The following is a 26,170-nucleotide window of genomic DNA, read 5'->3' as shown; positions in this document are numbered from 1 at the left end:
TTGCGCGATGAAAGTGGTGGGCACGCTTCGCTTTGCCCACCCTACGGCAGCGGAGCTAGTTCGCGCCCGTCCTCGCCGAGCCCGAGAAACCGCCGGATCGCACCCAGCACCTCCTGCGGCCTGTCATGCTGCAGCCAGTGTCCCGCCCCGGCGATGGTCTCGATGCGCGCGTTCCGAAAATACCGCTCCAGGCCTGCTGCCTTTGCGCCCGCCAGAAAACTTTCGCCGGCGTTGAGCAGCAGCGTCGGGCAGGCGATGCGTGACCACAGCGCGACGTGGTCGTCCGGCCAGAGCCGGTGCGGCGCGCTGGCGCGCTGGTAGGGATCGAACTTCCAGCTATAGGTGCCGTCCTCGTTCCGCCGCGCGCCATGCGTGGCGAGATGCAGCGCGAGGTCGCGGGCGAGGCGCTTGTTGTGCAGCATCATCTGCGCGGCTGCGGCCTCGAGGCTCGCATAGCGACGCGGCGTGCGGTCATGCAGCTTGTCGAGCTGGGCGATCCATTTGCCGATGCGCTCATGCGCCGGCGGTTTTGGCGTATCCGGCAACATGGTCACGCCGTCGAGGACGACGAGTTTCGCGACCTGCTCGGGGAATGATCCTGAAAAAATCAGGCTGACCATGCCGCCCATCGAATGGCCGATGAGCGTCACCTGAGGCGCTGCGATGTTGCGGACAAGCTGGGCAAGATCGTACACATATTCCGTCAGCGCGTAGCTGCCGCCTCGGGTCCAATCGGAATCGCCGTGTCCGCGCAGGTCGGGCGCGAGCACGTGGAAATGCGGCCGCAACGATTCTGCGATGACGTCCCAGCTCCGGCCATGATCGCGGCCGCCATGGACCAGGATGGCGACGGGCGCGCCGTCATTGCCCCAGTCGGCATAATGCAGCCGCAGGCCGTGCGATTCATAGAAGCGGCTTTGCGGGGCGCTAGCCATTTGCCGGCCGCCGCGCCAGTGCGAGCGACAGGCCAAGGCCGGCGATGAAGACGCCCGAGCCCTGCGTGAGGCGCCGCATCAGATGCGGCCTTCCGATCAGCTGCTTGCGCGTCGCTGATGCCATCAGCACCACCACCACATCGGCGAGCGTGTTCAGCGCGACCGAGATCGAACCGAGCACGATGAATTGCAGCGTGGGGTTCGATCCCGCGGGATCCAGGAATTGCGGAATGAAGGCGAGGAAGAACGCGGCGGTCTTCGGGTTCAGCGCCTCTACCAGCACGCCGTCGCGGAATGCGCGCCTATCGCCGACCGGCTCGCTCTCGAGCGACAGCGTCCGGCCGGCGCTGCGAAACGTCTTGATACCGAGCCAGATCAGATAGACCGCGCCGACGAACTTCACGGCGGCGAACAGTTCGGCGCTGGCCAGGATGATCGCGGAGATGCCGAGGCTGCCCGCCACCACATGAACCAGTCCGCCCAGCGCCGTGCCCGCGGTTGATGCAAAGCCGCTGATGCGTCCCTCCGACAAGGTCCGTGCCGCGACATAGAAGATGCCGGGGCCTGGAATGGCGGCAATGAGACAGGCTGCTGCCAGGAACAGCCAGAAATTCGTCGTGATCATGCTGTTTTGGTAACGAAGCCTGACGCGATTGCAAGGCCCCTCGTTTCGCCCATCCGGCGGAAGATCACGCTGGCATTGACCCCGCCAAAGCCGAAGCCGTTGGAGATGGCGCATTGCATCGGCATCGGCCGCGCTGCGCCGGAGACGATGTCGATGCCATCAGCGCCAGGATCCGGGTTGTCGAGATTGAGTGTCGGCGGCGCGATCTGGTCGCGCAAAGCGAGCACCGTGAAGATCGCCTCGAGACCGCCGGCGGCGCCGAGCAGATGGCCGGTGGCCGATTTGGTCGCGCTCACCGCGATGCCGCGGCTGCGGCCGAACAGCGCGCCGACCGCACCAAGCTCGCTTTCGTCGCCGGCCGGCGTCGACGTCGCATGCGCGTTCAGGTGCTGCAAATCTGCGGGCGCAAGGTCCGCCTGCCGAAGCGCGATCTCCATGGCGCGGCGGGCGCCATCGCCATCGGGCGGACCCGACGTCATGTGATAGGCATCCGCGGTCGTGCCGTAGCCGGCGATCTCCGCGATCGGCGTCGCGCCGCGCGCCAGCGCATGCTCCAGCGTCTCGATCACCAGGATGCCGGCGCCTTCGCCCATCACAAACCCGTCGCGGTCGCGATCGAACGGGCGCGAGGCGCGCGCGGGCTCGTCGTTGTAGCCGCTCGACAGTGCACGTGCTGCCGCAAAGCCACCGAGGCTGACGATATCGATACAGGCCTCCGCGCCGCCGCAGATCGCAACGTCGGCTTCGCCTGATCGGATCATGCGCGCGGCATCGCCGATCGCCTGCACGCCGGCGGCGCAGGCGGTGACCGGTGTCCCCAGCGCACCCTTGTAGCCGTATTTGATCGAGACGTGACCCGCGGCGAGATTGGCGAGGAACGAGGGGATCGTGAACGGCGAGAGCCGGCGGGCGCCGCGCTGCTCGGTGATGCGCACCGCCTCTGCCATCGCCGGAAAGCCGCCGACACCGGAGGCGATGATCGTCGCGGTCCGTTCCTGCGCCGCTGCGTCTTGCGGCATCCATTTGGCTTGCGCCACCGCTTCTGCGGTGGCGAGCAGCGCGAACAGGATGAAACGATCCATCTTGCGCTGGTCTTTTGGCGCAGCCGCCTGTGCGGGATCGAAGCCGCCTTCGGCGTCATCGGCCTTGTCGGGCACGAGTCCGGCAATGCGCGCCGGGAGTGCCTGCGCCCATTCCGGCAGCGGGCGCAGCCCGCTTTGGCCGGCGAGCAGCCGGCGCCAGGACAGTTCGACACCGCCGCCAAGCGGCGACACCGCGCCCATTCCGGTCACGACGATACGACGCATGTCAGTCTCCGGCCGGCGCGACGGCCGGGTTCATGGCTTTGAGCGAAGCGAGCCGCGCACGCATCCCGCGGCTGGCGCGGGGACCTGCGATGACGACTGCATTGGTGAGCGTGATCGGACGCATGTCGGCGGCGTCGACGACGACAGGATCGAGCGGGCGAACGTCGCTTCGACTCGCCAGCACGATGGATTCGCCTTTGGGCGCGAGATGCTTGTTGCCCCAGGCGAGCAGCGCCACGATCACGGGGAAGAAATCCCGCGCCTTATCCGTCAGCACATATTCGTAGCGCGGCGGCCGCTCATGATAGCGGCGGCGAACGAACATGCCGCTCTCGGTGAGATGGGCGAGCCGCCGCGACAGGATGTTCGGCGCGATGCCGAGGCTTTGCGAGAATTCGTCGAACTTCGTCGCGCCCTGAAACGCATCGCGCAGGATCAGGATGCTCCACCATTCGCCGACCGTCTCCACGGCGCGGCCAACCGGGCATTCCAGGATGGAGGGGGATTTGGGCTGCATGGCGGGAAGGTAAGTGCGTAACTTGCAAAATGCAAGTGACTAGGTGAGTGCGCGTGGGGGCCGGTCAGGAAGCGGCGCGACCGCGGGGCTGTGGGGTGAGTTGAAATGCGAGTTGGCGCAAGATGGTCGTGCGCCACACTCCGCCATTGCGAGCGGAGCGAAGCAATCCAGACTATTTCCGCAGAGGGATTGCTTCGCTGCGCTCGCAATGACGATGGTGGAGGCAGCGGTGGGCGATCTCACCGGTGTCGCCGGTGTGTGCCGTAGAGGCGCGCCTAATGCGACCGCGCCAGGCAGAACGCCACGACCTGCTCCAGCGCGCTCTTCATCGGCGAGGACGGGAACAGTGCCAGTGCGTCGACCGCCATGGCGCCGTAGTGCTGGGCGCGGCTCAGCGTGTCCTCGAGGGTGCGGTGCTTGTTCATCAGGCCGATGGCGTGGTCGAGATCGGAATCGCCGATCTCACCGCGCTCCAGTGCCCGGATCCAGAAGGCGCGCTCGGTGTCGTTGCCGCGGCGGAAGGCGAGCACGACCGGCAGGGTGATCTTACCCTCGCGGAAATCGTCGCCGGTGTTCTTGCCGAGCTTGGCGCTCTTGCCACCATAGTCGAGCACGTCATCGACGAGCTGGAAGGCGATGCCGAGATTCATGCCGACCGAGCGGCAGGCGGTCTGCTCCGCCTTCGGGCGGTTAGCGATGACAGGGCCGACCTCGCAGGCGGCCGCGAACAGCTCGGCGGTCTTGCCGCGGATCACGGCAAGATATTCATCCTCGGTGGTCGCGGTGTTCTTGGCGGCCGCGAGCTGCATCACCTCGCCCTCGGCGATGGTGGCGGCGGCCGCGGAGAGGATGTCGAGCGCGCGCAGCGAGCCGACCTCCACCATCATGCGAAAAGCCTGGCCGAGCAGGAAGTCGCCGACCAGCACGCTCGCCTCGTTGCCCCAGAGCATGCGCGCCGACAGCTTGCCGCGGCGCATCTCGCTCTCGTCGACGACGTCGTCGTGGAGCAGGGTCGCGGTGTGCATGAACTCCACGGAGGCGGCGAGCTTGATGTGGCCGTCGCCGGTGTAGCCGGCGAGGTTGGCCATGGCGAGCGTCAGCATCGGCCGCAGGCGTTTTCCCCCCGAGGAGATCAAATGATTGGCGACCTCCGGGATCATGGTCACATCCGAACCGGTCCGTGACAGGATCGTGGCGTTGACGCGCTCCATGTCACCGGCGACAAGGGCAACGAGCTCTTCGATCGACGCGCCGGGAGTTTCGAAAGGTACGATGACGGCCACGCCGGTCTCCAATATTTGCCCCGGAAGGGCTATTCTGATGGAAAGACAATAGAAACTGGCGGCGGATGCGGCAAGTGCCGCGGAACCATTGACATTTGCCGCTATCCCCTTTTTCAGGCAGGAGACCTGCGTTTTGCGTGAACTGGTTCGGACCAACGACATGGTGCTGGTGTCGGCGATTGGCGCGCTGCTCGACGGTGCCAACATCCATCATCTGGTGCTGGACCAGAACATGAGCATCATCGAGGGCTCGCTCGGCATTTTGCCGCGGCGGATCCTGGTCCATGAGGACGACGCCCTCGAGGCCCGCCAGCTCCTCACCGAAGCCGGCCTCAGCCACGAACTGCGCGGCGATGATTGAGGCGCCGGCTGACATCACCGAGGACGCCTTTCTCGGCGGGCAGTTGCGCCTGAAGCAGAAGCGGTCCGGCCATCGTGCCGGGCACGACGCCATCCTGCTCGCCGCGGCGACCGAGGCCAGGGCAGGCGATCGCGTGGTCGATCTCGGCGCCGGCATCGGCGCGGCGGGCCTCGCGCTCGCCCGGCGCGTGGCGGGGATCAACCTCAGCTTGGTCGAGATCGATCCGAAGCTGGCGGAGCTTGCGCGGGCCAACGCTGCGGCGAATGGAATTGCCGCCGAGGCGATCGTGCTCGACGTCACGGCCGATGCCCAGGCGTTTGCGGCACATGGGCTCGTGCCCGACAGCGTCGACGTGGTGCTGATGAACCCGCCTTTCAACGATCCGGCTCGGCATCGCGGGTCGCCGGACCAGGCGCGCCACACCGCCCATGTCGCGAGCGACGAGACGCTGAATGCATGGGTGCATGCGGCGCGGCGCATCCTGCGATCGAATGGCGAGCTGACATTGATCTGGCGTGCAGATGGGATCGCGAACGTCCTGGCAGCGCTGTCACGCGGCTTCGGCAGCCTGTCGATTCTTCCGGTGCATGGGGAAGCCGGACGGCCCGCGATCCGGGTGCTGGTGCGCGCGGTCAAAGGCGGCCGGGCGCCGGCGCGACTGCTGCCGGGCCTCATGCTCAACGACGAGTCAGGCGTGCCTAAAAAAGAGGTGAAGGAGATTCTGGAGGGGAGGGCGGTGTTGCCGCTGGCGGAGCCGTGACGGCCTTACTGCGGAAGCGATTCCGACTGCTGCTCCTGCGGCGTCGTCAGACGGATCGCCATGAATAGCGCACCGATCAGCAGCATCAGCAAATAGATTTTCATGGCGTTCTCCGCTGCCGCATTGCAGCCTCCCAACGGAAAATCTGCAAAACACGTTCCAGCCACTTCCAATGACAGTCGCGTGATAAGAAATGGTTAAGCAGAGGTAACGGCATGGCCGAACAATTGAACGATCGTGAGAGTTCCGGCCTGGCCGACAAGCTCATGCAATATCTGCCGGCGCGTTTCCGGCCCGGCGCGGCAATCGTGCCGGTGGTGCGGCTATCCGGCGTGATCGGCGCAGTGACGCCGCTGCGTCCGGGCATGACGCTCGCGACCGTCGCCCGGGTGCTGGAGCGGGCGTTTTCGTATCGGAACGCCAAGGCGGTGGCGCTGGTGATCAATTCGCCCGGCGGCTCGCCGGTGCAGTCGCGCCAGATCTACCTACGCATCAAGCAGCTCGCGGCGGAGAAGAAGCTGCCCGTGCTGGTCTTCGTCGAGGATGTCGCGGCCTCGGGCGGCTACATGATCGCCTGTGCCGGCGATGAGATCATCTGCGACCCCTCTTCGATCCTCGGCTCGATCGGCGTGGTCGGTGGCAGTTTTGGTTTCCAGGAGGCGATCAGGCGGCTCGGCGTCGAGCGGCGCCTCTACACGGCCGGCGCCCACAAGGCGATGCTCGACCCGTTCCTCCCGGAAAATCCGGATGACGTCGCCAAGCTGAAGGCGATCCAGCGCGAGATCCACCAGATCTTCATCTCGCTGGTAAAGGACAGCCGCGGCGCGCGCCTGAAGGGCGCGGACGACACCCTGTTCACGGGAGAATACTGGGCCGGCGAGAGCGCGATCGCGCTGGGGCTCGCCGACGGCATCGGCGATCTCCGCTCAACTCTTCGTGCCCGCTATGGCGAGAAGGTTCTCACGCCCGTGATCGCGCAGCCGACCGGGCTCCTCTCCGGCCTTCTGGGCCGGAAAGCGCCCGGCGCGGGGCAGCTTTCGGCCCTGGAATCAATGGCCGGCCTGCCGGATGAGCTGATCTCGGCAGTCGAGACGCGGGCGATTTGGGCGAAATTCGGGTTCTAGGGCTCGCGCTCCCGCGCCATTTGGCCCCTCGACGCTCCGATTGCGGCGCAGGTCCATCTGCGCAACAATACGCGTGGGGGCTGAGCACTAGACAAGGATCGACCGATGCCGCCGTTCGTCGCTTTCGCGGGCGTCCTGGGCGGGCTTGCCGTGGTCCGCTGGGCCTACAAGACCGCTGTTCGGATCAACCAGGAGCTGGAGGAGATGCGCCTGTCGCGCGTCACCGAGGCCGCCCCTATGGGGGACATCCAGACGCTGAAACGTGACCCCGTGACCGGAGCTTACCGCCCGGGGTAGCTCTTCCCGCGCGCAAGGTGCGCCCCCTCTCCCGCTTGCGGGGGAGGGCTGGGGAGGGGGTCTCTCCAAGCGAGAACCCCCAAGAGGAGAAAGCCCTCACCCGGCGCTTCGCGCCGACCTCTCCCGCAGGCGGGAGAGGTAAGAAAGCCCCCTTCGCCTTGATTCCCATCCCCGCCGTCGATACGGTCCCGCGCGATTCAAAACCCCCCGCGAGAGCCTGATCTGACGATGGACGCCTCATTGCCCGCCCATATGCGCCCGGAACGCTCGTTCCAGGGCTTCATCCTCGCGCTCCAGCGGTTCTGGGCCGAGCAGGGCTGCGTGATCCTGCAGCCCTACGACATGGAGATGGGCGCGGGCACCTTCCATCCGGCGACCACCCTGCGCGCGCTTGGGCCAAAGCCCTGGAACGCGGCCTATGTGCAGCCCTCGCGCCGGCCCAAGGACGGCCGCTACGGCGAGAATCCGAACCGGATGCAGCACTACTACCAGTTCCAGGTGATCATGAAGCCGTCGCCGCCGAATCTTCAGGAGTTGTACCTGAAGTCGCTCGCCGCGATCGGCATCGATTCCGCCGTGCACGACATCCGCTTCGTCGAGGACGATTGGGAGAGCCCGACGCTGGGCGCCTGGGGCCTCGGGTGGGAATGCTGGTGCGACGGCATGGAAGTCAGCCAGTTCACTTATTTCCAGCAGGTCGCGGGCTTCGAATGCGCGCCGGTGGCGGGCGAACTCACCTACGGGCTCGAGCGCCTCGCGATGTATGTGCAGGGCGTCGATCGCGTCTATGACCTCAACTTCAACGGTCGCGACGGCGACGCCAAGGTCACTTATGGCGATGTGTTCCTGCAAGCCGAGCAGGAATATTCGCGGCACAACTTTGAATACGCCGACACCGCGATGCTGTTCGAGCAGTTCAAGATGGCGGAAGCGGCCTGCAGGAAATATCTCGACGCAGGCTGGCGCGAAGGCGGCAACAGCAAGCAGCATCTGATGGCGCTGCCGGCCTATGACCAGTGCATCAAGGCGAGCCATGTCTTCAACCTGCTCGATGCGCGCGGCGTGATCTCCGTGACCGAGCGGCAGAGCTACATTCTGCGCGTGCGCGAGCTGGCCAAGGCCTGCGGCGAAGCCTGGATCCACACTGAAGCGGGCGGAGCGGCCTGATGCCCGATCTTTTGCTTGAACTGTTCTCGGAAGAAATCCCCGCGCGCATGCAGGCCAAGGCGGCCGACGATCTGCGCCGCATGGTCACCGACAAGCTGGTCGCCGAAGGTCTCGTCTACGAGGGCGCCAAGGCGTTCGCGACGCCGCGCCGCATTGCGCTGACTGTGCACGGCATCCCTGCGCGCCAACCGGACCTCAAGACCGAACGCCGCGGACCGAAGATCGGCGCGCCCGATGCGGCCGTGCAGGGTTTTCTCAAGGCGACGGGTTTGACTTCGCTGGAGGAAGCCAAGATCCAGCGCGATCCCAAGGGCGACTTCTACATCGCGCTGATCGAGAAGCCCGGCCGCGACGCGATCGACGTGCTCGCCGAGATCCTGCCGGTGATCATCCGCACCTTCCCCTGGCCGAAATCGATGCGCTGGGGCGCGCGCTCGGGTAAATCAGGCTCGCTCAACTGGGTGCGCCCGCTGCACGCGATCACCGCGACCTTCGGGCTCGAGACCGAAGAGCCTGATGTCGTGAAATTCTCGGTCGACGGCATCGAGGCCGGCCAGACCACTTACGGCCATCGCTTCCTCGCACCCGCGGCTATTTCCGTGCGTCGCTTCGAGGACTACGAAGCAAAGCTGCTCGCAGCAAAAGTCGTGCTCGACCCTGAGCGCCGCAAGGATGCGATCCTCACCGACGCCAAGCAGCTCGCCTTCGCGCAAGGCTTTGAGCTGGTCGAGGACCAGAACCTGCTCGACGAGGTCGCCGGCCTCGTCGAATGGCCGGTCGTGCTGATGGGCTCGTTCGAGCCGGAATTCTTGACGACGCCCGCGGAAGTCATCCGCGCCACCATCCGTAACAACCAAAAGTGCTTCGTGGTCAGCGATCCCAAGAGCACTGACAAGACGGGCAAGCTCGCGAACAAGTTCATCCTCGTTGCCAACATCGAGGCGACTGACGGTGGTGCGACCATCATCGCCGGCAACGAGCGTGTCATCCGCGCGCGGCTCAGCGATGCGAAGTTCTTCTATGAGACTGACCTGAAGACCAAGCTCGAGGACCGGCTGCCGAAGTTCGAGCAGATCGTGTTCCATGAGAAGCTCGGTACCCAGGCCGCGCGCATCAAGCGCATCGAGCGCCTTGCCGCGGAGATCGCGCCGCTGGTCAGCGCCGATGTCGCCAAGGCAACGCGCGCCGCGCAGCTCGCGAAAGCGGATTTGCTGACCGAAGTCGTCGGCGAATTCCCGGAAGTCCAGGGATTGATGGGCAAGTATTACGCGTTGGCCCAGGGCGAGGACGTCTCGGTGGCCGCAGCTTGCGAGGAGCATTACAAGCCGCAGGGTCCGGCGGACCGCGTGCCAGTCGATCCCGTGAGCGTCGCGGTCGCGCTCGCCGACAAGATCGACACGCTGGTTGGGTTCTGGGCCATCGATGAAAAGCCGACGGGCAGCAAGGATCCGTATGCTCTGCGGAGAGCTGCCCTCGGGGTGATCAGACTGATTGCCGAGAACGCGTTGCGTTTGTCGCTCATGGAGGTGGCGGCGTCCGCACTCGCCGGTTTGCCGGTCAAGCCGGCCGATGCGCAAAAGCTTCCGAGCGACCTACTCTCCTTCTTCGCCGATCGCCTCAAAGTCCAACTCCGCGAGCAGGGCGCGCGGCACGATCTCGTCGATGCCGTGTTCGCGCTCGGCGGCCAGGACGATCTGCTGATGATCGTCCGCCGCGTCGAGGCGCTCGGCAAATTCCTCGACAGTGACGACGGCAAGAACCTGCTCGCCGGCACCAAGCGCGCCAGCAACATCCTCTCGATCGAGGAGAAGAAGGACAAGCGCACGTTCGACGGCGCGCCGGATGCGGCGTTTTACAGCCTCAACGAGGAAAAGGCGCTGGCGAAGGCGATCGGCGAGGTCAAGGCGGAGGCGAACTCTGCCGTCGCCAAGGAAGACTTTGCCGCCGCGATGAGCGCGATGGCGAAACTGCGTTCGCCGGTCGACGCGTTCTTCGACAAGGTTCGCGTCAATGACGAGGATCCAAAGGTGCGCGAGAACCGCCTGAAGCTGCTGAACGAGATCCGCAGCGCCACGCGGGCGGTGGCGGATTTCTCGAAGATCCAGGATTGAGGCAGGATATTGCGGCTCTCGTGCCCCGGACGCAGCGCAGCGCTTCCCCGGCGATGCGAAGCATCGTCCGGTGCAGCGGTGCGCTGCTGAACCGGGGCCCACGCTGGCCGCGTGCTCGGAGCTTCTGGGTCCCGGGTCTGCGCTTCGCTTGCCCGGGACACGAGAGCGCAAATCTGACACCCACAAAAAAGCCCCACCCGGCGGGGGGAGGACCGGGCGGGGCCTGATGTCCGATTAATACTGCTCGCGCCAGCCTGATGTGGCGCGCCGGACATCTAGTCGATCTCAGGTCGTCGATCTCAGTTCAGCACCTCGACGATGCGGCGCGAGCGCGGCTCGACCAGCACGGTCTCGCCGTTCACGACGGTGTAGCGATAGGTGGTGGCGCCGAAACGTTGCGGCACGTCATAATAGGTGATGCCGCTCTCGGGTAAGATGGCGCCGACTACCACGCGATCCGGGATACGGAATGGCGGCACACGTTGTTCGACGACATAGTCGCGGAAGGCCAGCCGCTGGTCGGCCGCAATGGTCGGGCTGCTGTCGACCACGGCGGGCGCGCGTCCCACCGTGACATCGCTTTGCGCCTGTGCCGCGAGGGGCGAGCCGATCGCAACGCACAGCGCCGCGAGGGCAAGAATCCTGTTTCGCATGGGCAACTCCTTCGAAGTGATGTTCGGCAAGCGCCAGTGGCGCAGTCGGTTGCCAATGCATGCGACTTCGCAATGTTCCGGGAAAGGGCCTGCCGTATCCGCGGCAATTTCGGGCAGTTTTCGCGAAGCCGGGAACTCGCATCGGTCTTACGCGTCTCTACTCGCGGAACCGGGACCGCTATGATCCGCCCGCGATTCGTCCACCTCCACAGAAAGATAATTCATGCACATCACCGTCGCCCACATTTCGCCGATCCTGTCGTTGATTGCGGGCGTGCTCATCCTGATCATGCCGCGACTCCTCAATCTGATCGTCGCGATCTTCCTCATCGTGAATGGCGCGATCGGGCTTGGGCTCCTGAAGTGGCTCCACCTCTAGGCGTTCACTTTTCGGAACTGTCCGTCTTGCGCGGGCCCGCCCAAAATGGTGTAAGGCCCGCGATTTCCCATTCCTCTCGCAGGTTGTGTGCAAGCTATGGCCAAAGCCGCTTCGAAGCCGAAGAAAATGCCAGCGAAAATCCCAGCGAAATCAAAGTCCTCCGCCGCGGCGAAGGCCGCGCCGCCGGCCCGCAAGGCGCTGGCCAAGAGAGCGCCGAAGCCGGTCGCCAAGCCCGCTGCCAAGTCCGCCGCCAAGCCGGCGGCAAAGGCCGTGACCAAGGCGGCTCTGCCGAAGGTCGCTGCGAAGCCGGCACCGAAGAAGGCTACGCCCGCGAAAGCGGCGCCAGCAGCGGCCAAGGCCGGCAAATGGGTGTTCACATTCGGTGACGGCAAGGCCGAGGGCCGCTCGGAAATGCGTGACCTGCTCGGCGGCAAGGGCGCCAACCTCGCCGAGATGGCCAATCTGGGCCTGCCGGTGCCTCCGGGCTTCACCATCCCGACCTCGGTCTGCACCTATTTTTACGCACACGACAAAACCTATCCGAAGGAACTGCAGTCTCAGGTTGAGAAGGCGTTGGAGCATGTCGGCAAGTTGACCGGCAAGGTGTTCGGCGACACCAAGAACCCGCTGCTCGTCTCCGTGCGCTCCGGCGCGCGCGCCTCGATGCCGGGCATGATGGACACCGTGCTCAATCTCGGCCTCAACGACCAGACCGTGGAAGCGCTGGCCGAGCTGTCGGGTGACCGCCGCTTTGCCTATGACAGCTATCGCCGCTTCATCACCATGTATTCCGACGTGGTGCTCGGCTTCGAGCATCATCATTTCGAGGAGATCCTCGACACCTTCAAGGACGGCCAGGGCTACACGCTCGACACCGATCTGTCCGCCGACGACTGGGTCGAGCTGGTCGGCAAGTACAAGGACGCGGTCGCCCGCGAGACCGGCAAGGAATTCCCGCAGGATCCGCACGACCAGCTCTGGGGCGCGATTGGTGCTGTGTTTTCCTCCTGGATGAACACGCGCGCGGTGACCTACCGCAAGCTGCACGACATTCCGGAATCCTGGGGCACCGCGGTCAACGTGCAGGCCATGGTGTTCGGCAACATGGGCGAGACCTCGGCGACGGGCGTTGCCTTCACGCGCAATCCCTCGACCGGCGAGAGCAAGCTCTACGGCGAGTTCCTGATCAACGCGCAAGGCGAGGACGTGGTGGCGGGCATCCGCACGCCGCAGGACATCACCGAGGAGGCGCGCAAGGAATCGGGCTCCGACAAGGCGTCGATGGAATCGGCGATGCCGGAGGCCTTCAAGGAACTGACGCGGATCTACACGCTGCTCGAGAAGCACTACCGCGACATGCAGGACATGGAGTTCACGGTCGAGCAGGGCAAGCTCTGGATGCTCCAGACCCGCGGCGGCAAGCGCACCGCGAAAGCGGCGCTGCGCATCGCGGTCGAGCTCGCCAATGAGGGCCTGATCTCGAAGAAGGAAGCGGTGACGCGCATCGATCCGGCCTCGCTCGATCAACTCTTGCATCCGACCATCGATCCCAATGCCAAGCGCGACGTGATCGCGACCGGCCTGCCGGCCTCGCCTGGCGCTGCCTCCGGCGAGATCGTGTTCTCCTCGGACGAGGCGGCCAAGCTCCAGGCCGACGGACGCAAGGTGATCCTGGTCCGTATCGAGACCAGCCCGGAAGACATTCACGGCATGCATGCCGCCGAAGGCATCTTGACCACGCGCGGCGGCATGACCTCGCACGCGGCGGTGGTCGCGCGCGGCATGGGCAAGCCCTGCGTCTCCGGCTGCGGCACCATCCGCGTCGATTACGGCCGCGGCACCATGAGCATCGGCTCGCGCACCTTCAAGACCGGCGACGTCATCACCATCGACGGTTCGCTCGGCCAGGTGCTCGCGGGGCGCATGCCGATGATCGAGCCGGAGCTGTCCGGCGAGTTCGGCACGCTGATGAATTGGGCCGACCAGGTCCGCAAGATCGGCGTGCGGGTCAACGCCGACACGCCGGAGGACGCGCACACCGCGATCAAGTTCGGTGCGGAAGGCATTGGCCTGTGCCGTACCGAGCACATGTTCTTCGAGGAGACGCGCATCCGCACGGTGCGCGAGATGATCCTCTCCGAGGACGAGCAGTCGCGCCGTGCCGCGCTCGCAAAGCTGCTGCCGATGCAGCGCGCCGACTTCGTCGAGCTGTTCGAGATCATGAAGGGCCTGCCCGTCACGATCCGCCTGCTTGATCCGCCGCTGCACGAGTTCCTGCCGCACACCCATGCCGAGGTCGAGGAAGTGGCGCGCGCCATGAACACCGACCCCAGGCGCCTCGCCGACCGCGCCCGCGAGCTCTCGGAGTTCAATCCGATGCTCGGCTTCCGCGGCTGCCGTATCGCGATCGCCTATCCTGAAATCGCCGAGATGCAGGCGCGTGCGATCTTCGAGGCGGCGGTCGAGGCGCAGAAGCGCACCGGCAAGGCCGTGGGTCTCGAGGTGATGGTGCCGCTGATCGCGACCAAGGCCGAGCTCGACCTCGTCAAGGCGCGGATCGACGTCACCGCACAGGCGGTGATGCGCGAGACCAATACGAAGCTCGCCTATCAGGTCGGCACCATGATCGAGCTGCCGCGCGCCTGTCTGCTCGCGGCCGAGATCGCGCAGTCCGCCGAGTTCTTCTCGTTCGGCACCAACGATCTCACGCAGACGACATACGGCATCAGCCGCGACGACGCGGCGAGCTTCCTCGGTCCGTACGTCGCGAAGGGCATCCTCTCGGTCGATCCCTTCATCGCGCTCGACCAGGAAGGCGTCGGTGAGCTCGTCAAGATCGGCGTCGCGCGCGGCCGCAAGACGCGGGCCTCGCTCAAGGTCGGCATCTGCGGCGAGCACGGCGGCGATCCCGCTTCCGTCGCCTTCTGCCACACGATCGGCCTCGATTACGTCTCCTGCTCGCCCTACCGCGTGCCGATCGCCCGCCTCGCCGCCGCGCAAGCCGCGCTCGGCAAGGAGATCGCGAGCCAGGCGTAAGTAGAATTAGAATGCTGGAATGAAAGAGGCGGGGTCAAACCCCGCCTCTTTTTATTGAGCAGTGCTTCCTCCACGTCGTCATTGCGAGCCAACGGGTCCGCGCGAAGCGCGGCCCGATGACAGGCTCCGCGAAGCAATCCAGAGTCCTTCCGCGGAACGATTCTGGATTGCTTCGCCGCAAGTGCTCCTCGCAATGACGATCGTGTTGCATGCGCCTCGCGCCACACACTCACTGTCATCGCCCGGCTTGACCGGGCGATCCCAGTACTCCGCGGCGTTCGTAACTGAGCCGAGCGGTCGCAGCGTACTGGATGCCCCGATCAAGTCGGGGCATGACAGTGGTGGACGTAGAGGCGCTTCGCGCAATACCGGGAACCACACCAGCGTCCCGTATTGATACGTGCCGTCAAGAGTTCCTTCACCATTCGCGTTGACGAGACGTTTACCGCTTCACCTCGCTCGGCATTTACCAACACGCGCGATCACTCCGTGAAAACACCTGTGTTCGCTTGAGTGTGCCGTGCGCGCCACGTCGATTAACGCCCCGGCAACCTAAATTAGATACTTACGATAAAGATCGAATTGCACGGACGTACTGCGGTTCGATTTTTCTGGCGTAAGCGTAGCGTGAGCGTATCGATGTCAGTGTTGCGTAACCATCCGAAGGGCGCGCGGTTTGCGTCCTTCGGCATCGGTCTCTGCATCTTCGCATTGATGCCGAGAGAGACCGGCTATCAGGACATTGCCTCGCTGCTGGCGCGCCAACCCGGCGTCGCCGAGCGGTGGCAGAAGCAGGTGTATTCCGCGGCCTCCTCGATCCAGCTCGCCACCTACAGTTTTTCCCGGCCGATCGGCACCTCGGTTCCGCAGAGCGCGATGGTTCGCCTTGCCAGCATCGATGGCCGCGACGTCACCGGCGCGATCAGCCGCAATCCGGCGCTGCAGGCGCCGCCGCGCTACCAGGCCGCCGATTTTCCCAAGGTCGATCGCTCCATGAAGGGTGATCGTCTCGCGATCGTGACGCCGACGACGTCTCCCGATGCGGCTGCGCCGCCGGCAGCGCCCGCGCAGGAAGATCCGGCGACGTCGAACAGCTCCGTGTTCGGCGCCAAGACCGTCGCGTTACCGCAGCCGATGTCGCCGGAGTCCGCAGCCGCGCTCGATCCCGAGCTCCAGGAAGCGCTGCGTGCGCCGCCGCTGCCGCAATATACCAATGCGCCGCCGGCGCGCGATGCCGCGCGCGCGTTCGTGGTGCAGCCGCTGGAAGCGCTGAAGCAGGTCACCGCGCCGGCCCCGCCGGCGCGCGATCCCTTCACCGTCAAGACGTCGAACCTGTTCTTCGGCAGCTCCTCGCTCGGCGGCAATCTCGAAAGCATCGAGAGCTGGCAGCCCGGGGCCGAGCCGCTGATCGTGATGCCTGATCCCGATATGAAGGTGACGGCCTCGCTGTCGCCGCCGACGGCGGAGATTGCCAAGGACATCGAAAGCGGCGAGAGCGTCGCGCCGAAGGGCGAGGTCAACGCCGACAACCAGCGCGCCAGATCGCCGGCGGAGCGGCTCGCGCTCGACGACAAGTCGCGCGCCAAGTCCGAGAAGTGCCTTGCCGAGGCGGTGTATTTCGAATCGCGCGGCGAGGCCGTGCGCGGCCAGATCGCGGTGGCGCAGGTCGTGATGAACCGCGTCTTCTCCGGCAAATATCCCGACACCGTGTGCGGCGTCGTCTACCAGAACAAGTACCGCCATTTCGCCTGCCAGTTCACCTTTGCCTGCGACAACAATCCGGACGTGATCCGCGAGCCCGAGATGTGGGAGCGCGCCAAGAAGATTTCGAAAGCGATGCTCGATGGCCAGATCTGGCTGCCCGAGGTCGGCAAGTCGACGCACTACCACGCCTATTGGGTGCGCCCGTCCTGGGTCGCCGAGATGAAGAAGATGTACAAGACCGGCGTGCACACCTTCTATCGGCCGCGCAACTGGGGCGACGGCAGCGAGGAGCCGAGCTGGGGCACGCCCGCGCAGACCGCGGCGCTCTCCGCCGAGCTCGCGCAGGAAGCCAAGAGTTCCGCGGAGATGGGCGAGCGGCGGTAGTTCTCTTACCTCGCCCCGCTTGCGGGGAGAGGCAAGGACCATCACGCCTCGATGTCCAGCGCGCAGTCGAAATTCGGCGCCGAATGCGTCAGCGCACCGGCAGAAGCGTAGTCGACGCCGGTGGCCGCGATCGCCGCGATCGAGTCCAGCGTGACGCCGCCGGACGCCTCCAGCTTGAGGCGGCCCTCGGTGAGCCGCACCGCCTCGCGCAACGTCGCGGTATCCATGTTGTCGAGCAGCACCGCGTCGGCCAGTCCGGTGGCCAGCACCTCGCGCAGTTGCGCAAGCGTGTCCACCTCGATCTCGATCTTGACGAGATGGCCGGCATGAGCGCGGGCGCGCTCCAGCACGGGGCGGATGCCGCCGGCGACCGCGATGTGGTTGTCCTTGATCAGGATCGCATCGTCGAGGCCGAAGCGGTGATTGAACCCGCCGCCGCAGCGCACGGCATATTTCTCCAGCGCTCGCAATCCCGGCGTGGTCTTCCGCGTGCAGCAGATGCGCATTTTCGTGCCTTCGGTGCGCGCGACATAGTCGGCCGTGAGTGTCGCAACGCCCGACAGGCGGCCGACGAAGTTCAGCGCGGTCCGCTCCGACGTGAGAATGGCGCGCGCGGGCCCTGAGATCGTCAACACCTGCTGTCCGCGGGCAACCCGCGCGGCGTCGCGGACATGCGCGCGGACCTCGATGTCGGGTGAGAGCTTTTGCAGCGTCGCCAGCGCCAGCGGCAATCCGGCGATCACGCCGGATTGGCGCGCGACCAGGATCGCCTGCGCCGTCGTGGCTTCCGGAATCGTTGCCAGCGAGGTGACGTCGCCGGCGCGCCCGAGGTCTTCGTCGAGCGCGCGTTGCACAGCTTCGTCGATGGCGAGCGGCGAGAGAAAGGCGTCGGGATAGAGCAGTGAGGTTGCGGTGATCATGAGAACTCCGTCAGGCCATGATGGATTGCGCGGTGCGCGGCATTAAGCGATCGGCGAGGCCGTCGGCCACCTTGCGTACTGCGGCGAGCGTGGTCATCGTTCGTCGCGCCAGGGCAGGGACTTCCGCCGGATGGTCAGAGCGGAAATGCGCGCCGCGGCTCTCCTTCCGGCTCCAGGCCGCGGCCGCGACGAGCAGCGCGGACGTCGCCATGTTGCGTAACGCGATGCTCGTAGCCTCGCGTTCGAGCGCGGCGAAGCTGCGGACGGCCTCGGCGAGTCCGTCACCGTGGCGGATCACGCCGACGCGTGCGATCATCATCGCCCGCAGCCGCTTCACGGCCGCAGCATCCGGCGCGCTGCCGCGCGGCGTCACCAATGCGTCAGGCCAGTGGGCAGGCGAGGGCACCGTGCGACCGGCGATGTCCTCAGCGATGCGCGCGGCGTAGACCACGGCCTCCAGCAGCGAATTCGACGCCAGCCGGTTGGCACCATGCGCGCCGGTGGAGGACACTTCGCCGCCGGCCCAGAGCCCGTCGATCGAGCTGCGCCCGCGTGCGTCCACCGCGATACCGCCCATGTGATAGTGCGCGGCCGGCGCGATCGGGATGGCTTCTGTCGCGGGATCGATTCCGGCGGCGATGCAGCTTGCATGCACGGCCGGAAACTTTTCGGCGAAGTGTGCCCCCAGCGCCTGCCGTGCATCGAGGAAGGCGCCGCGCCCGGCCGCGATCTCGGCAAAGACGCCGCGGGCGACGATGTCGCGCGGCGCGAGTTCGGCGAGCGGATGGCGCGCCGGCATGAAGCGCTCACCATGGCGGTTGATCAGCGTCGCGCCTTCGCCGCGCAGCGCCTCGGTCGCTAGCGGCGCCGGATCACGCCCGACCATGATGGCGGTCGGATGGAACTGCACGAATTCGGGATCTGCGATCACCGCGCCGGCGCGAGCGGCGATCGCAAGACCCGAGCCGCTGGCCTCGAGCGGATTGGTGGTGGCGGCATAGAGATGCCCGAGGCCGCCGGTCGCGAGCACAATCGCGCGCGAGGCGAGGATGATCGGCCGTGCAGCGGGACTGCCGGCCTCGCGTAATTGGAGGCCCGTGACGGCGCCGTCCTCGCTCAGCAGTGCTTCGGCGACGAGACCTTCGATGATGCGGATCGACGGCGTGCGGCGCACGGCCTCGCTCAAGGCCGCGATGATCGCCGCGCCCGCGCCGTCGCCGCGCACATGCACGATGCGCCGGGCCGAGTGTGCGGCTTCGCGTCCCACGGCGAGCTTTCCTTCGAGGTCGCGATCGAATGGGACGCCATAGGCGAGAAGGTCATGGATTCGCGACGCCGCCTCCCGCGCGATGCCAAGTGCAACGGCTTCATCGACGAGACCGCCCCCGACGGCAATCGTGTCCACGGCATGCGCTTCCGGCGTATCGCCTTCGGCCACCGCCGCCGCGATGCCGCCTTGTGCCCATGCGGAGGATGCGCCCTGTCCGAGCGGCGCCGCCGAGATCAACGTCACCGGCCGCGGCGCGAGCTTCAGCGCGCAAAACAGCCCGGCAAGGCCGCCGCCGATGATGACGACGTCATCGCTAGCGCGGGTGAGATTGTGGATCGTGTTCGTCATAGTTCTCTCCAGGCTTTCCGCCGTCGTCCCGGCGAAAGCCGGGACCCATACGCCGCGGCGGTTGTTGTTTTGCGAAGCTCTGTAACGTCGTTCTTTGCAACCACATCGTTCGGTGGTTATGGGTCCCGGCCTTCGCCGGGACGACACCGAGTGTGTTGCTAATTCTTCAGATTGATCATTCGCTCGACCGAGCGCCGTGCGCGCATCGCGAGCGCGGGGTCGATCGTCACTTCCTCGCGGAGCGTCCGCAGGCTTTCCAGGATGTTGGCAAGCGTGATGCGCTTCATGTGCGGGCAGAGATTGCAGGGGCGCAGCATCTCCACGTCGGGCAGCTCCGCCCGCACGTTGTCGGCCATCGAGCACTCCGTGATCATCACCAGCCGTCGCGGCCGCTTGTTACGCACCCAGTTGATCATGTGCGCGGTCGAGCCGGTGAAATCGGCCTCAGCCAGCACGTCCGGCGGGCATTCGGGATGCGCGATGATCTGCACGGTGGGATCGCCATCGCGAAGGTTGCGCAGCTCATCGCCGGTGAAGCGCTCGTGCACCTCGCAGGCGCCCTTCCAGGCGATGATCCTCACGTCGGTCTGGGAGGCCACGTAGGTGGCGAGATAGCGGTCGGGCAGGAAGATCACGCTTGGCGCGTTCAGGCTCTCGACTACCTGCACCGCGTTGGACGAGGTGCAGCAGATATCGACCTCGGCCTTCACCTCGGCCGAGGTGTTGACGTAGGCGACGACCGGCACGCCGGGGAATTTTTCGCGGAGCAGGCGCACCTCTGCGCCGGTAATGCTGGCGGCGAGCGAGCAGCCGGCACGCAAATCCGGGATCAGCACCGTCTTGTCCGGGTTGAGCAGCTTCGACGTTTCCGCCATGAAGTGCACGCCGCACTGGACGATGATGCCGGCCTTCACCTTGGTCGCCTCGACCGCCAGCTGGAGCGAGTCGCCGCCGATGTCGGCGACGCAGTGGAAGATCTCCGGCGCCTGGTAGTTATGCGCGAGGATCACCGCGTTCCGGGCGCGCTTCAGCTCGTTGATCGCCTTGATGGTCGGCGCTAGCAGCGGCCACTCGATCGGCGGGATCACGTGCTTCACGCGTTCGTAAAGGGATGCAGTGGCGCGCTCGACCTCGGGCGTCCAGTCCAGCGAGGGCATTGGCAGCGCGGCTCCCGCTCGGGAGGGCGCGGCGCGAGCGGAGCTGATGTCTTGGACATTCACTTGGCCATTGATTTGGCCGTGCGGCCGGTTGGCGAAGTCGTCGGGACCGTAGATTCCAGTGATCGGCATCGAAGCCTCCCTTGCGTGCCAATTATGCTCAATATGAGTATATTTTGAGCCCGAGTAATCCGGCCGAAAGGCCGGAGCTGGATGTCATCGAAGCTCTAATATGCTCAATATGAGTAAATCAAAGATAACACGCTCCGCCGAAGATCGCTAGGCCCCTTCGCACACATTCCCGTCAAGTCGCCCCGATGCGAGTCAGGCGAGGCCGCGTGAAACGCAATGCTCCCGCGATAGCTCCTCGTGGAATGCAACCGTTTTTGACTTGGGATTTTCATGCAAATGCATTAAACGACCTGACTCGTGGCTTCCTATTTGCGAATCCGCCAACAGACGAGGAACACCATGTCGACACAGATAGGCGAGCTCGCTCCGGTCTCACGTTCCTCGACCTGGCGCACCCCGGCCGTCATCATTCTCTGCGGCTGCGCGATCGGCATGCTCGGCTTCGGCCCGCGATCGGCGCTCGGCTTTTTCGTGCAGCCGATGAGCCATGAGTTCGCCTGGGGCCGCGACGTGTTCGGCCTTGCGATCGCCGTGCAGAACCTGCTGTGGGGCTTGGGCCAGCCCCTCGCCGGCGCGGTCGCCGATCGCTTCGGCCTGTTCCGGGTGATGTGTGTCGGCGCTCTGCTCTATGCCGGCGGCCTGCTCTTGATGCGCTACTCCTCGACGCCGCTGTCGCTCGACCTCGGCGCCGGCGTCATGATCGGCTTCGGCCTCGCCGGTTGCTCGTTCAATCTGGTGCTGTCGGCGTTCAGCAAGCTCCTGCCGGCCGAGAAGCGCGGCCTTGCGCTCGGTGCCGGCACCGCGGCGGGATCGTTCGGGCAGTTCCTGTTCGCGCCGATCGGCGTCGCGCTGATCGATAATTTCGGCTGGCAGCAGGCGCTCTCCGTGTTCGGCTTCCTGATGCTGCTGATCATCCCGCTATCGCTGGCGCTCTCGACGCCGCCGGTCGCAAGCGCGGCGACCGCGGCGCCTGCGGATGAGCAGACCTTCACCAGGGCGCTGGCGGAAGCCTTCGGTCACCGGTCCTACGTGCTCTTGGTGCTCGGCTTCTTCACCTGCGGCTTCCAGCTCGCCTTCATCACGGTGCATCTGCCGGCCTTCCTGGTCGATCGCGGCATCTCGGCGCAAACTGGCGGCTGGGTGATCGCGGCGATCGGCCTGTTCAACATCATGGGCTCGTTGAGTGTCGGCTACCTCCAGAACACTCTGCCCAAGCGCTACATCCTCTCGACGATCTATTTCACCCGCGCGCTCGCGACGCTCGCCTTTATCTCGTTCCCGATCACGCCGTTCTCGGCGATCGCATTCGGTGCGATCTCCGGCCTGACCTGGTTGTCGACGGTGCCGCCGACCTCGGCGCTGGTGGCGCTGATGTTCGGCACGCGCTGGCTCGCAACGCTCTATGGCTTTGCCTTCGTCAGCCATCAGGTCGGCGGCTTCCTCGGCGTGTGGCTCGGCGGCATCGTGTTCGAGCGCTTCGGTTCCTACACGCCGATCTGGTGGCTCTCGATCCTGTTCGGCGTGCTCTCCGCATTGATCAATCTTCCGATCGTGGAGAAACCGGTCGCAAGGGCGGTTGCGCAGCCGGCCTGATCGGCTAAACATCCCTGACAAACAAGTCAGGGAGTTCAGTCGTGGCCACGTTCAAGGCAATCCGGATCGACAAGGCGGACAAGGGCACCACCGCGCAGCTGACGCAGTTCGACGAAGCCGAGCTGATGGACGGCGACGTCACCGTGCGCGTGGAATGGTCGACGCTGAACTACAAGGACGGCCTCGCACTCACCGGCAAGGCGCCGGTGGTGCGCCGCTTCCCGATGATCGCTGGCATCGATTTCGCCGGCACGGTCGAAGCGTCCTCGCACCCGCAGTGGAAGGCGGGCGACAAGGTGGTCTGCACCGGCTGGGGCATGGGTGAAACCCATCTCGGCGCCTATGCCGAGAAGGCGCGAGTGAAGGGCGACTGGCTGGTCGCGCTGCCGCAGGGTCTGTCGGCGCGCGACGCCATGGCGATCGGCACCGCCGGCTTCACCGCGATGCTGTCCGTGTTGGCGCTGGAGAAACACGGCATCTCGCCGAAGAGTGGCCCGGTGGTGGTGACGGGCGCCGCCGGTGGCGTCGGCTCGGTTGCGACCGCGGTGCTGTCGAAGCTCGGCTACCACGTCATCGCATCGACCGGTCGCGCCTCGGAGGCAGACTATCTGAAGCACCTGGGCGCAGCCGAAGTGATCGACCGCAACGAATTGTCGGCACCGGCGAAGCCTCTGGCCAAGGAGCGCTGGGCGGGTGGCGTCGATAGCGTCGGCTCGACCACGCTCGCCAACCTCCTGTCGATGACGAAATACGGCGGAGCGATCGCGGCCTGCGGCCTGGCGGCCGGCATGGACCTGCCATCTTCCGTCGCGCCGTTCATTTTGCGCGGAGTGTGCCTTCTTGGCATCGATTCGGTGATGTGCCCGATCGAGCCGCGGAAAGCCGCCTGGCAGCGCCTGGCGTCCGATCTCGACCGGACGAAACTAGCTGAAATCACTCATGAAATTCCGCTTGCCGAGGTGTCCGACTGGGGCGCGAAAATTCTGGCTGGCGCGGTCCGCGGGCGCATCGTGGTAAAAATAGTCTGACGGCGTTCAGACTTTACCAACCAAGCTGCTCCAATCTTGCCATGGTTAGTATGGTAAGCAGCGGGTAAAGAGAGAGAAGGCATCGCCCGCCGCGGGGTTGGTTCGGAGTTGAGCATGCTTGCGCGTATTGTGTTGGGGGCTGTCACGGCGGCAGCGACGTTTGCGCCGGCCATTGCCGGAAGCATGAATGCAGACGAGGCGCGCCGCTTCGTCGCCGGTAAGGTGTTTGCTTTCACCTGTTTCGACGGCACCCGCGGTGCGGGCCGCATCCTCGACGACCTCGGTGCGGCCGGCGCGGTGCAGTTCTCCGGCGCAGGCCCGGTGAAACATCTCCGCCTGCCCGGTAACACGCTCCAGATTCGCGGCCAGAACGTCTGCGCCTCGATCAAGGGCATTCCGTTCGAGCCCTGTTTCAACCTGGAAAAGACCGACGAACGCAGCTTCCGCGGCTCGGTGTCGGGCATGGGCTTCGCCTATTGCGACTTCCACCATCAGGGTGGCAATCAGATGCTGATGGCGCGCGCCGTCGCGCGTCCGCGCTCGTTGCGCTCGTCGGAGCGCACAGGTTCGATCGGCGCGCCCAACACAGAGGTCGCCGCGCGGGTCGAGACGCCGCGTGTCGAGAGCGGGCGCCTTGAGCCGGTGAAGTCGGAACCCGCGAAGACCGAGGCCCCGTTGGAGCTGCGCCGCTCGACTCAATGAGCTGGCTGCGCGGGGCAGGCCGCGCACTTTGTCGTTGAAGATCCCCATCGAACACGAAGCCGCCGCGCCGTAGTCATACGGACGGCGGCTTTCATGCGTTGGTAGCTGTTCGCGTCCCAGTTTGCGTACGGCCGGGGGACGCGGCCCTACGCAAGGGTTCAACGATGTCGCTGTACTTTTTCCGCATCAGCACCGGCCGCTATTCCGGCGCTGCCGACCAACCTTACGAGTTCGAGGATCGCGCAGCGGCCTGGACCGAGATGACCGAGGTTTGCGCCAATCTGCTCGGCGGCATCGCCCGCGGCCTGAAGCCGAATGCCGAGTGGCGCATGGAGCTGCTCGACGAGAACAAGCAGCCGATTTTTCGCGTCAGCCTGGTTGGAGAAGCTGTCGGATGCAAAACGTCCTAGGTCCGACTTCAAGCTGCAATTTACAACTATGACGAGACTATCCTCGTTCAATTTCAATTATTTAGCGCGCAAAATCAGTATTTCTGCGAGGGCGCTCATTAACCAAAAGAGGAACTCTGACCGATAGGCTTTCACGGTAAGGGCGATCAACGTCCAAGCGGCCAGCAATGACTTGGCAGCTCGTTGCTTGGGAAACGTACCATGTTGAGCCTTTTTCAGGATATGCGGATCGGGACCAAGCTGGCGATCGCTTCGGCTCTCGGAGTGCTCCTGGTTGGAGCCATGATTGCGAGCCAGATGCTCGGCAATGCGAGCACCCGCGAGACCAGCCAAAGTGCACTTGCACAGCAGGAGATCGCGCGCGACGCAGTCAGGGCCGAAGTTGCAGTTCGCGGCATGCAACTCGCAGTGCGCGACCTTCGTCTCGCCAATAGTGCGGCCGATCTTCACAAGGCCAGCCAGAGTCTCGGCGATCAGCAGAATTCGATGAGCATGCTGGTCGAGTCGATGCTGAGGCTTTCTCACGCGGCTGAGAATCGTGTCCGCATGGAGAAACTGAGATCGCTCGCGGCGGACTATGGCAAAGCTGCGCAGCAGATTGCCGGCGTGCGCGGCGAAGCCATCGCCGTTACTGCGTCTGGCCCGGACGGCGCGACGCGCGCCGCGAAGCTCAATGACGAAGGCATTCGCATCGCGCGGGAGCTTACGCTGCCGATCGCAGCCCAACTCGACGCGCTGATCAGCCAGATCGCCGACTATGCGAGACACAAATCCGACGAGGACAATGCCGCGGCTGCCGCTCAGATGAGATCGAGCGAGCAGATCGGAACGGCGGTCGGCGCCTTCGCGGCGCTCGTTCTGATCGGCTCCTGGCTCCTCTCCTTCCTCAGCATCGCGCGGCCGATCCGCGCGCTCACCGTGGCCATGGACAAGCTCGCCGGCGGCGATTTTTCAGTGGTGCTACCCGGGCTTGGCCGCAAGGACGAGGTGGGCGGCGTTGCCGCTGCCGTCGAGAAGTTCAAGATTGTGTCCGAGCAGAAGGCGCAAGAGGAGGCCGAAGCCAAGATCAGGCAGGACCAGATCGCGGCCGCGCGACGCAAGGCCGAGATGCACAAGCTCGCCGACAGTTTCGAATCCGCCATCGGCGAGATCGTCGAGACCGTCTCTTCGGCCTCGACCGAGCTCGAGGCCTCGGCTTCGACGCTCACCTCGACCGCCGAGCGCGCGCAGGAGTTGATCACGGTGGTTGCTGCCGCCTCCGAAGAGGCCTCGACCAACGTGCACTCGGTGGCATCCGCGACCGAAGAACTGTCCTCATCGATCAACGAGATCAGTCGTCAGGTTCAGCAGTCCGCGCGCGTGGCCAACGAAGCGGTCGGCCAGGCTCGTGTCACGACCGAGCGGGTCAGCGAGTTGTCCAAGGCGGCGACGCGCATCGGCGACGTGATCGAGTTGATCAATTCGATCGCCGGCCAGACAAATCTGCTCGCACTCAATGCCACGATCGAGGCCGCCCGCGCCGGCGAAGCGGGCAAGGGCTTTGCGGTGGTTGCCTCCGAGGTCAAGGCCCTGGCCGAGCAGACGGCGAAGGCAACCGGCGAGATCGGGCAGCAGATTTCCAGCATCCAGACCGCGACCGAACATTCGGTCGGCGCGATCAGGGACATCAGCGACACCATCGAGAAGCTGTCGGAGATCTCTTCGACGATTGCGGCGGCCGTGGAAGAGCAGGGCGCCGCGACGCAGGAAATTTCCCGCAACGTGCAGCGGGCGGCACAAGGCACTCATCAGGTGTCGTCCAACATCACCGACGTGCAGCGCGGCGCGAGCGAGACCGGCTCGGCGTCCTCGCAAGTCCTGTCTGCCGCGCAAATGCTGTCCGGTGACAGCAGCCGCCTCAAGCTCGAGGTCGGCAAGTTTCTCGGCTCTGTGCGCGCCGGCTGACGGTGGCGTCTTGAGCAGACCCC

At 65.4% G+C, this 26,170-nt stretch carries 23 protein-coding genes; 14 read left to right on the top strand and 9 right to left on the bottom strand.

Annotated features, from left to right (window positions below; genetic code table 11):
* Positions 1 to 41: 41 nt before the first annotated feature.
* From ACR9YP_RS36150 to ACR9YP_RS36130, 5 genes are all read right to left on the bottom strand, one after another.
* Positions 42 to 935 carry an alpha/beta fold hydrolase gene (locus ACR9YP_RS36150; RefSeq protein ID WP_474218270.1) on the bottom strand — a complete coding sequence of 298 codons (894 nt, stop codon included), beginning with the start codon at positions 933 to 935 and terminating at the stop codon, positions 42 to 44.
* Complete coding sequence (locus ACR9YP_RS36145; protein WP_474218269.1) at positions 928 to 1,560, bottom strand: LysE family translocator; 633 nt, start codon at positions 1,558 to 1,560, stop codon at positions 928 to 930. The genes ACR9YP_RS36150 and ACR9YP_RS36145 overlap by 8 nt, the downstream gene beginning before the upstream one ends.
* Positions 1,557 to 2,867, bottom strand: a complete 1,311-nt coding sequence (gene fabF / locus ACR9YP_RS36140; RefSeq protein WP_474218268.1) for a beta-ketoacyl-ACP synthase II — start codon at positions 2,865 to 2,867, stop codon at positions 1,557 to 1,559. The genes ACR9YP_RS36145 and fabF overlap by 4 nt, the downstream gene beginning before the upstream one ends.
* A gap of 1 nt (position 2,868) precedes the next feature.
* Positions 2,869 to 3,384, bottom strand: a complete 516-nt coding sequence (locus ACR9YP_RS36135; protein WP_474218267.1) for a winged helix-turn-helix transcriptional regulator — start codon at positions 3,382 to 3,384, stop codon at positions 2,869 to 2,871.
* 275 nt (positions 3,385 to 3,659) lie between these two features.
* Entirely contained in the window at positions 3,660 to 4,667 is a 1,008-nt protein-coding gene (locus ACR9YP_RS36130) for a polyprenyl synthetase family protein (RefSeq protein ID WP_091892643.1), read from the bottom strand.
* 133 nt (positions 4,668 to 4,800) lie between these two features.
* Here ACR9YP_RS36130 and ACR9YP_RS36125 point away from each other — a divergent pair, with 133 nt between their 5' ends.
* The 6 genes from ACR9YP_RS36125 (at position 4,801) to glyS (ending at position 10,487) form a co-directional block, all read left to right on the top strand.
* Positions 4,801 to 5,028: a putative signal transducing protein gene (locus ACR9YP_RS36125; RefSeq protein ID WP_080135683.1), complete on the top strand. Its 228-nt coding sequence runs from the start codon at positions 4,801 to 4,803 to the stop codon at positions 5,026 to 5,028.
* Complete coding sequence (locus ACR9YP_RS36120) at positions 5,021 to 5,788, top strand: tRNA1(Val) (adenine(37)-N6)-methyltransferase (RefSeq protein WP_474218266.1); 768 nt, start codon at positions 5,021 to 5,023, stop codon at positions 5,786 to 5,788. Before ACR9YP_RS36125 ends, ACR9YP_RS36120 begins: the two co-directional genes overlap by 8 nt.
* A gap of 215 nt (positions 5,789 to 6,003) precedes the next feature.
* Positions 6,004 to 6,912 carry a S49 family peptidase gene (locus tag ACR9YP_RS36115; RefSeq protein ID WP_474218265.1) on the top strand — a complete coding sequence of 303 codons (909 nt, stop codon included), beginning with the start codon at positions 6,004 to 6,006 and terminating at the stop codon, positions 6,910 to 6,912.
* A 105-nt stretch (positions 6,913 to 7,017) separates the two neighbouring features.
* The gene (locus tag ACR9YP_RS36110) at positions 7,018 to 7,209 is read left to right on the top strand and encodes a hypothetical protein (protein WP_091892621.1); all 192 of its coding nucleotides are present in this window, start codon (positions 7,018 to 7,020) and stop codon (positions 7,207 to 7,209) included.
* Between the two features lie 228 nt (positions 7,210 to 7,437).
* Complete coding sequence (locus ACR9YP_RS36105; protein WP_474218264.1) at positions 7,438 to 8,376, top strand: glycine--tRNA ligase subunit alpha; 939 nt, start codon at positions 7,438 to 7,440, stop codon at positions 8,374 to 8,376.
* Positions 8,376 to 10,487 carry a glycine--tRNA ligase subunit beta gene (glyS, locus tag ACR9YP_RS36100; protein ID WP_474218262.1) on the top strand — a complete coding sequence of 704 codons (2,112 nt, stop codon included), beginning with the start codon at positions 8,376 to 8,378 and terminating at the stop codon, positions 10,485 to 10,487. The genes ACR9YP_RS36105 and glyS overlap by 1 nt, the downstream gene beginning before the upstream one ends.
* Positions 10,488 to 10,786: 299 nt before the next feature.
* Here glyS and ACR9YP_RS36095 read toward each other — a convergent pair whose 3' ends face one another.
* Positions 10,787 to 11,140: a DUF1236 domain-containing protein gene (locus tag ACR9YP_RS36095; protein WP_091892615.1), complete on the bottom strand. Its 354-nt coding sequence runs from the start codon at positions 11,138 to 11,140 to the stop codon at positions 10,787 to 10,789.
* Positions 11,141 to 11,363: 223 nt separating this feature from the next.
* Here ACR9YP_RS36095 and ACR9YP_RS36090 point away from each other — a divergent pair, with 223 nt between their 5' ends.
* From ACR9YP_RS36090 to ACR9YP_RS36080, 3 genes are all read left to right on the top strand, one after another.
* Positions 11,364 to 11,519, top strand: a complete 156-nt coding sequence (locus tag ACR9YP_RS36090) for a DUF3096 domain-containing protein (RefSeq protein WP_018648785.1) — start codon at positions 11,364 to 11,366, stop codon at positions 11,517 to 11,519.
* A 96-nt stretch (positions 11,520 to 11,615) separates the two neighbouring features.
* Positions 11,616 to 14,555, top strand: coding sequence for a pyruvate, phosphate dikinase (gene ppdK / locus ACR9YP_RS36085; RefSeq protein WP_474218261.1), 2,940 nt, complete (start codon positions 11,616 to 11,618; stop codon positions 14,553 to 14,555).
* Positions 14,556 to 15,194: 639 nt separating this feature from the next.
* Complete coding sequence (locus tag ACR9YP_RS36080; RefSeq protein WP_438111584.1) at positions 15,195 to 16,643, top strand: cell wall hydrolase; 1,449 nt, start codon at positions 15,195 to 15,197, stop codon at positions 16,641 to 16,643.
* A 41-nt stretch (positions 16,644 to 16,684) separates the two neighbouring features.
* Here the strand turns inward: ACR9YP_RS36080 and nadC are convergent, their stop codons facing one another.
* The 3 genes from nadC to nadA form a co-directional block, all read right to left on the bottom strand.
* Positions 16,685 to 17,563 carry a carboxylating nicotinate-nucleotide diphosphorylase gene (nadC, locus tag ACR9YP_RS36075; RefSeq protein ID WP_438111586.1) on the bottom strand — a complete coding sequence of 293 codons (879 nt, stop codon included), beginning with the start codon at positions 17,561 to 17,563 and terminating at the stop codon, positions 16,685 to 16,687.
* 10 nt (positions 17,564 to 17,573) lie between these two features.
* Positions 17,574 to 19,181: an L-aspartate oxidase gene (locus ACR9YP_RS36070; RefSeq protein ID WP_474218260.1), complete on the bottom strand. Its 1,608-nt coding sequence runs from the start codon at positions 19,179 to 19,181 to the stop codon at positions 17,574 to 17,576.
* A 158-nt stretch (positions 19,182 to 19,339) separates the two neighbouring features.
* The gene (nadA, locus tag ACR9YP_RS36065) at positions 19,340 to 20,470 is read right to left on the bottom strand and encodes a quinolinate synthase NadA (protein WP_474218258.1); all 1,131 of its coding nucleotides are present in this window, start codon (positions 20,468 to 20,470) and stop codon (positions 19,340 to 19,342) included.
* A 339-nt stretch (positions 20,471 to 20,809) separates the two neighbouring features.
* On the opposite strand from nadA, the gene ACR9YP_RS36060 reads away from it, so the two are divergent.
* The 5 genes from ACR9YP_RS36060 (at position 20,810) to ACR9YP_RS36040 (ending at position 26,147) form a co-directional block, all read left to right on the top strand.
* Positions 20,810 to 22,063 carry an MFS transporter gene (locus ACR9YP_RS36060; RefSeq protein ID WP_128942637.1) on the top strand — a complete coding sequence of 418 codons (1,254 nt, stop codon included), beginning with the start codon at positions 20,810 to 20,812 and terminating at the stop codon, positions 22,061 to 22,063.
* 41 nt (positions 22,064 to 22,104) lie between these two features.
* On the top strand, positions 22,105 to 23,091 hold the full coding sequence (acuI, locus tag ACR9YP_RS36055; RefSeq protein ID WP_091892600.1) for an acrylyl-CoA reductase (NADPH): 987 nt from the start codon (positions 22,105 to 22,107) through the stop codon (positions 23,089 to 23,091).
* A gap of 114 nt (positions 23,092 to 23,205) precedes the next feature.
* The gene (locus tag ACR9YP_RS36050) at positions 23,206 to 23,793 is read left to right on the top strand and encodes a hypothetical protein (RefSeq protein WP_128935537.1); all 588 of its coding nucleotides are present in this window, start codon (positions 23,206 to 23,208) and stop codon (positions 23,791 to 23,793) included.
* A 164-nt stretch (positions 23,794 to 23,957) separates the two neighbouring features.
* On the top strand, positions 23,958 to 24,203 hold the full coding sequence (locus ACR9YP_RS36045; protein ID WP_091892596.1) for a DUF6894 family protein: 246 nt from the start codon (positions 23,958 to 23,960) through the stop codon (positions 24,201 to 24,203).
* A 201-nt stretch (positions 24,204 to 24,404) separates the two neighbouring features.
* Entirely contained in the window at positions 24,405 to 26,147 is a 1,743-nt protein-coding gene (locus ACR9YP_RS36040) for a methyl-accepting chemotaxis protein (RefSeq protein ID WP_474218257.1), read from the top strand.
* The last annotated feature ends 23 nt before the right edge of the window (positions 26,148 to 26,170 follow it).

It is taken from the genome of Bradyrhizobium sp. BR14999, from assembly GCF_056106085.1.
Note: the sequence above shows the minus strand (reverse complement) of the source record. Positions and strands in the feature narration are given on the sequence as shown.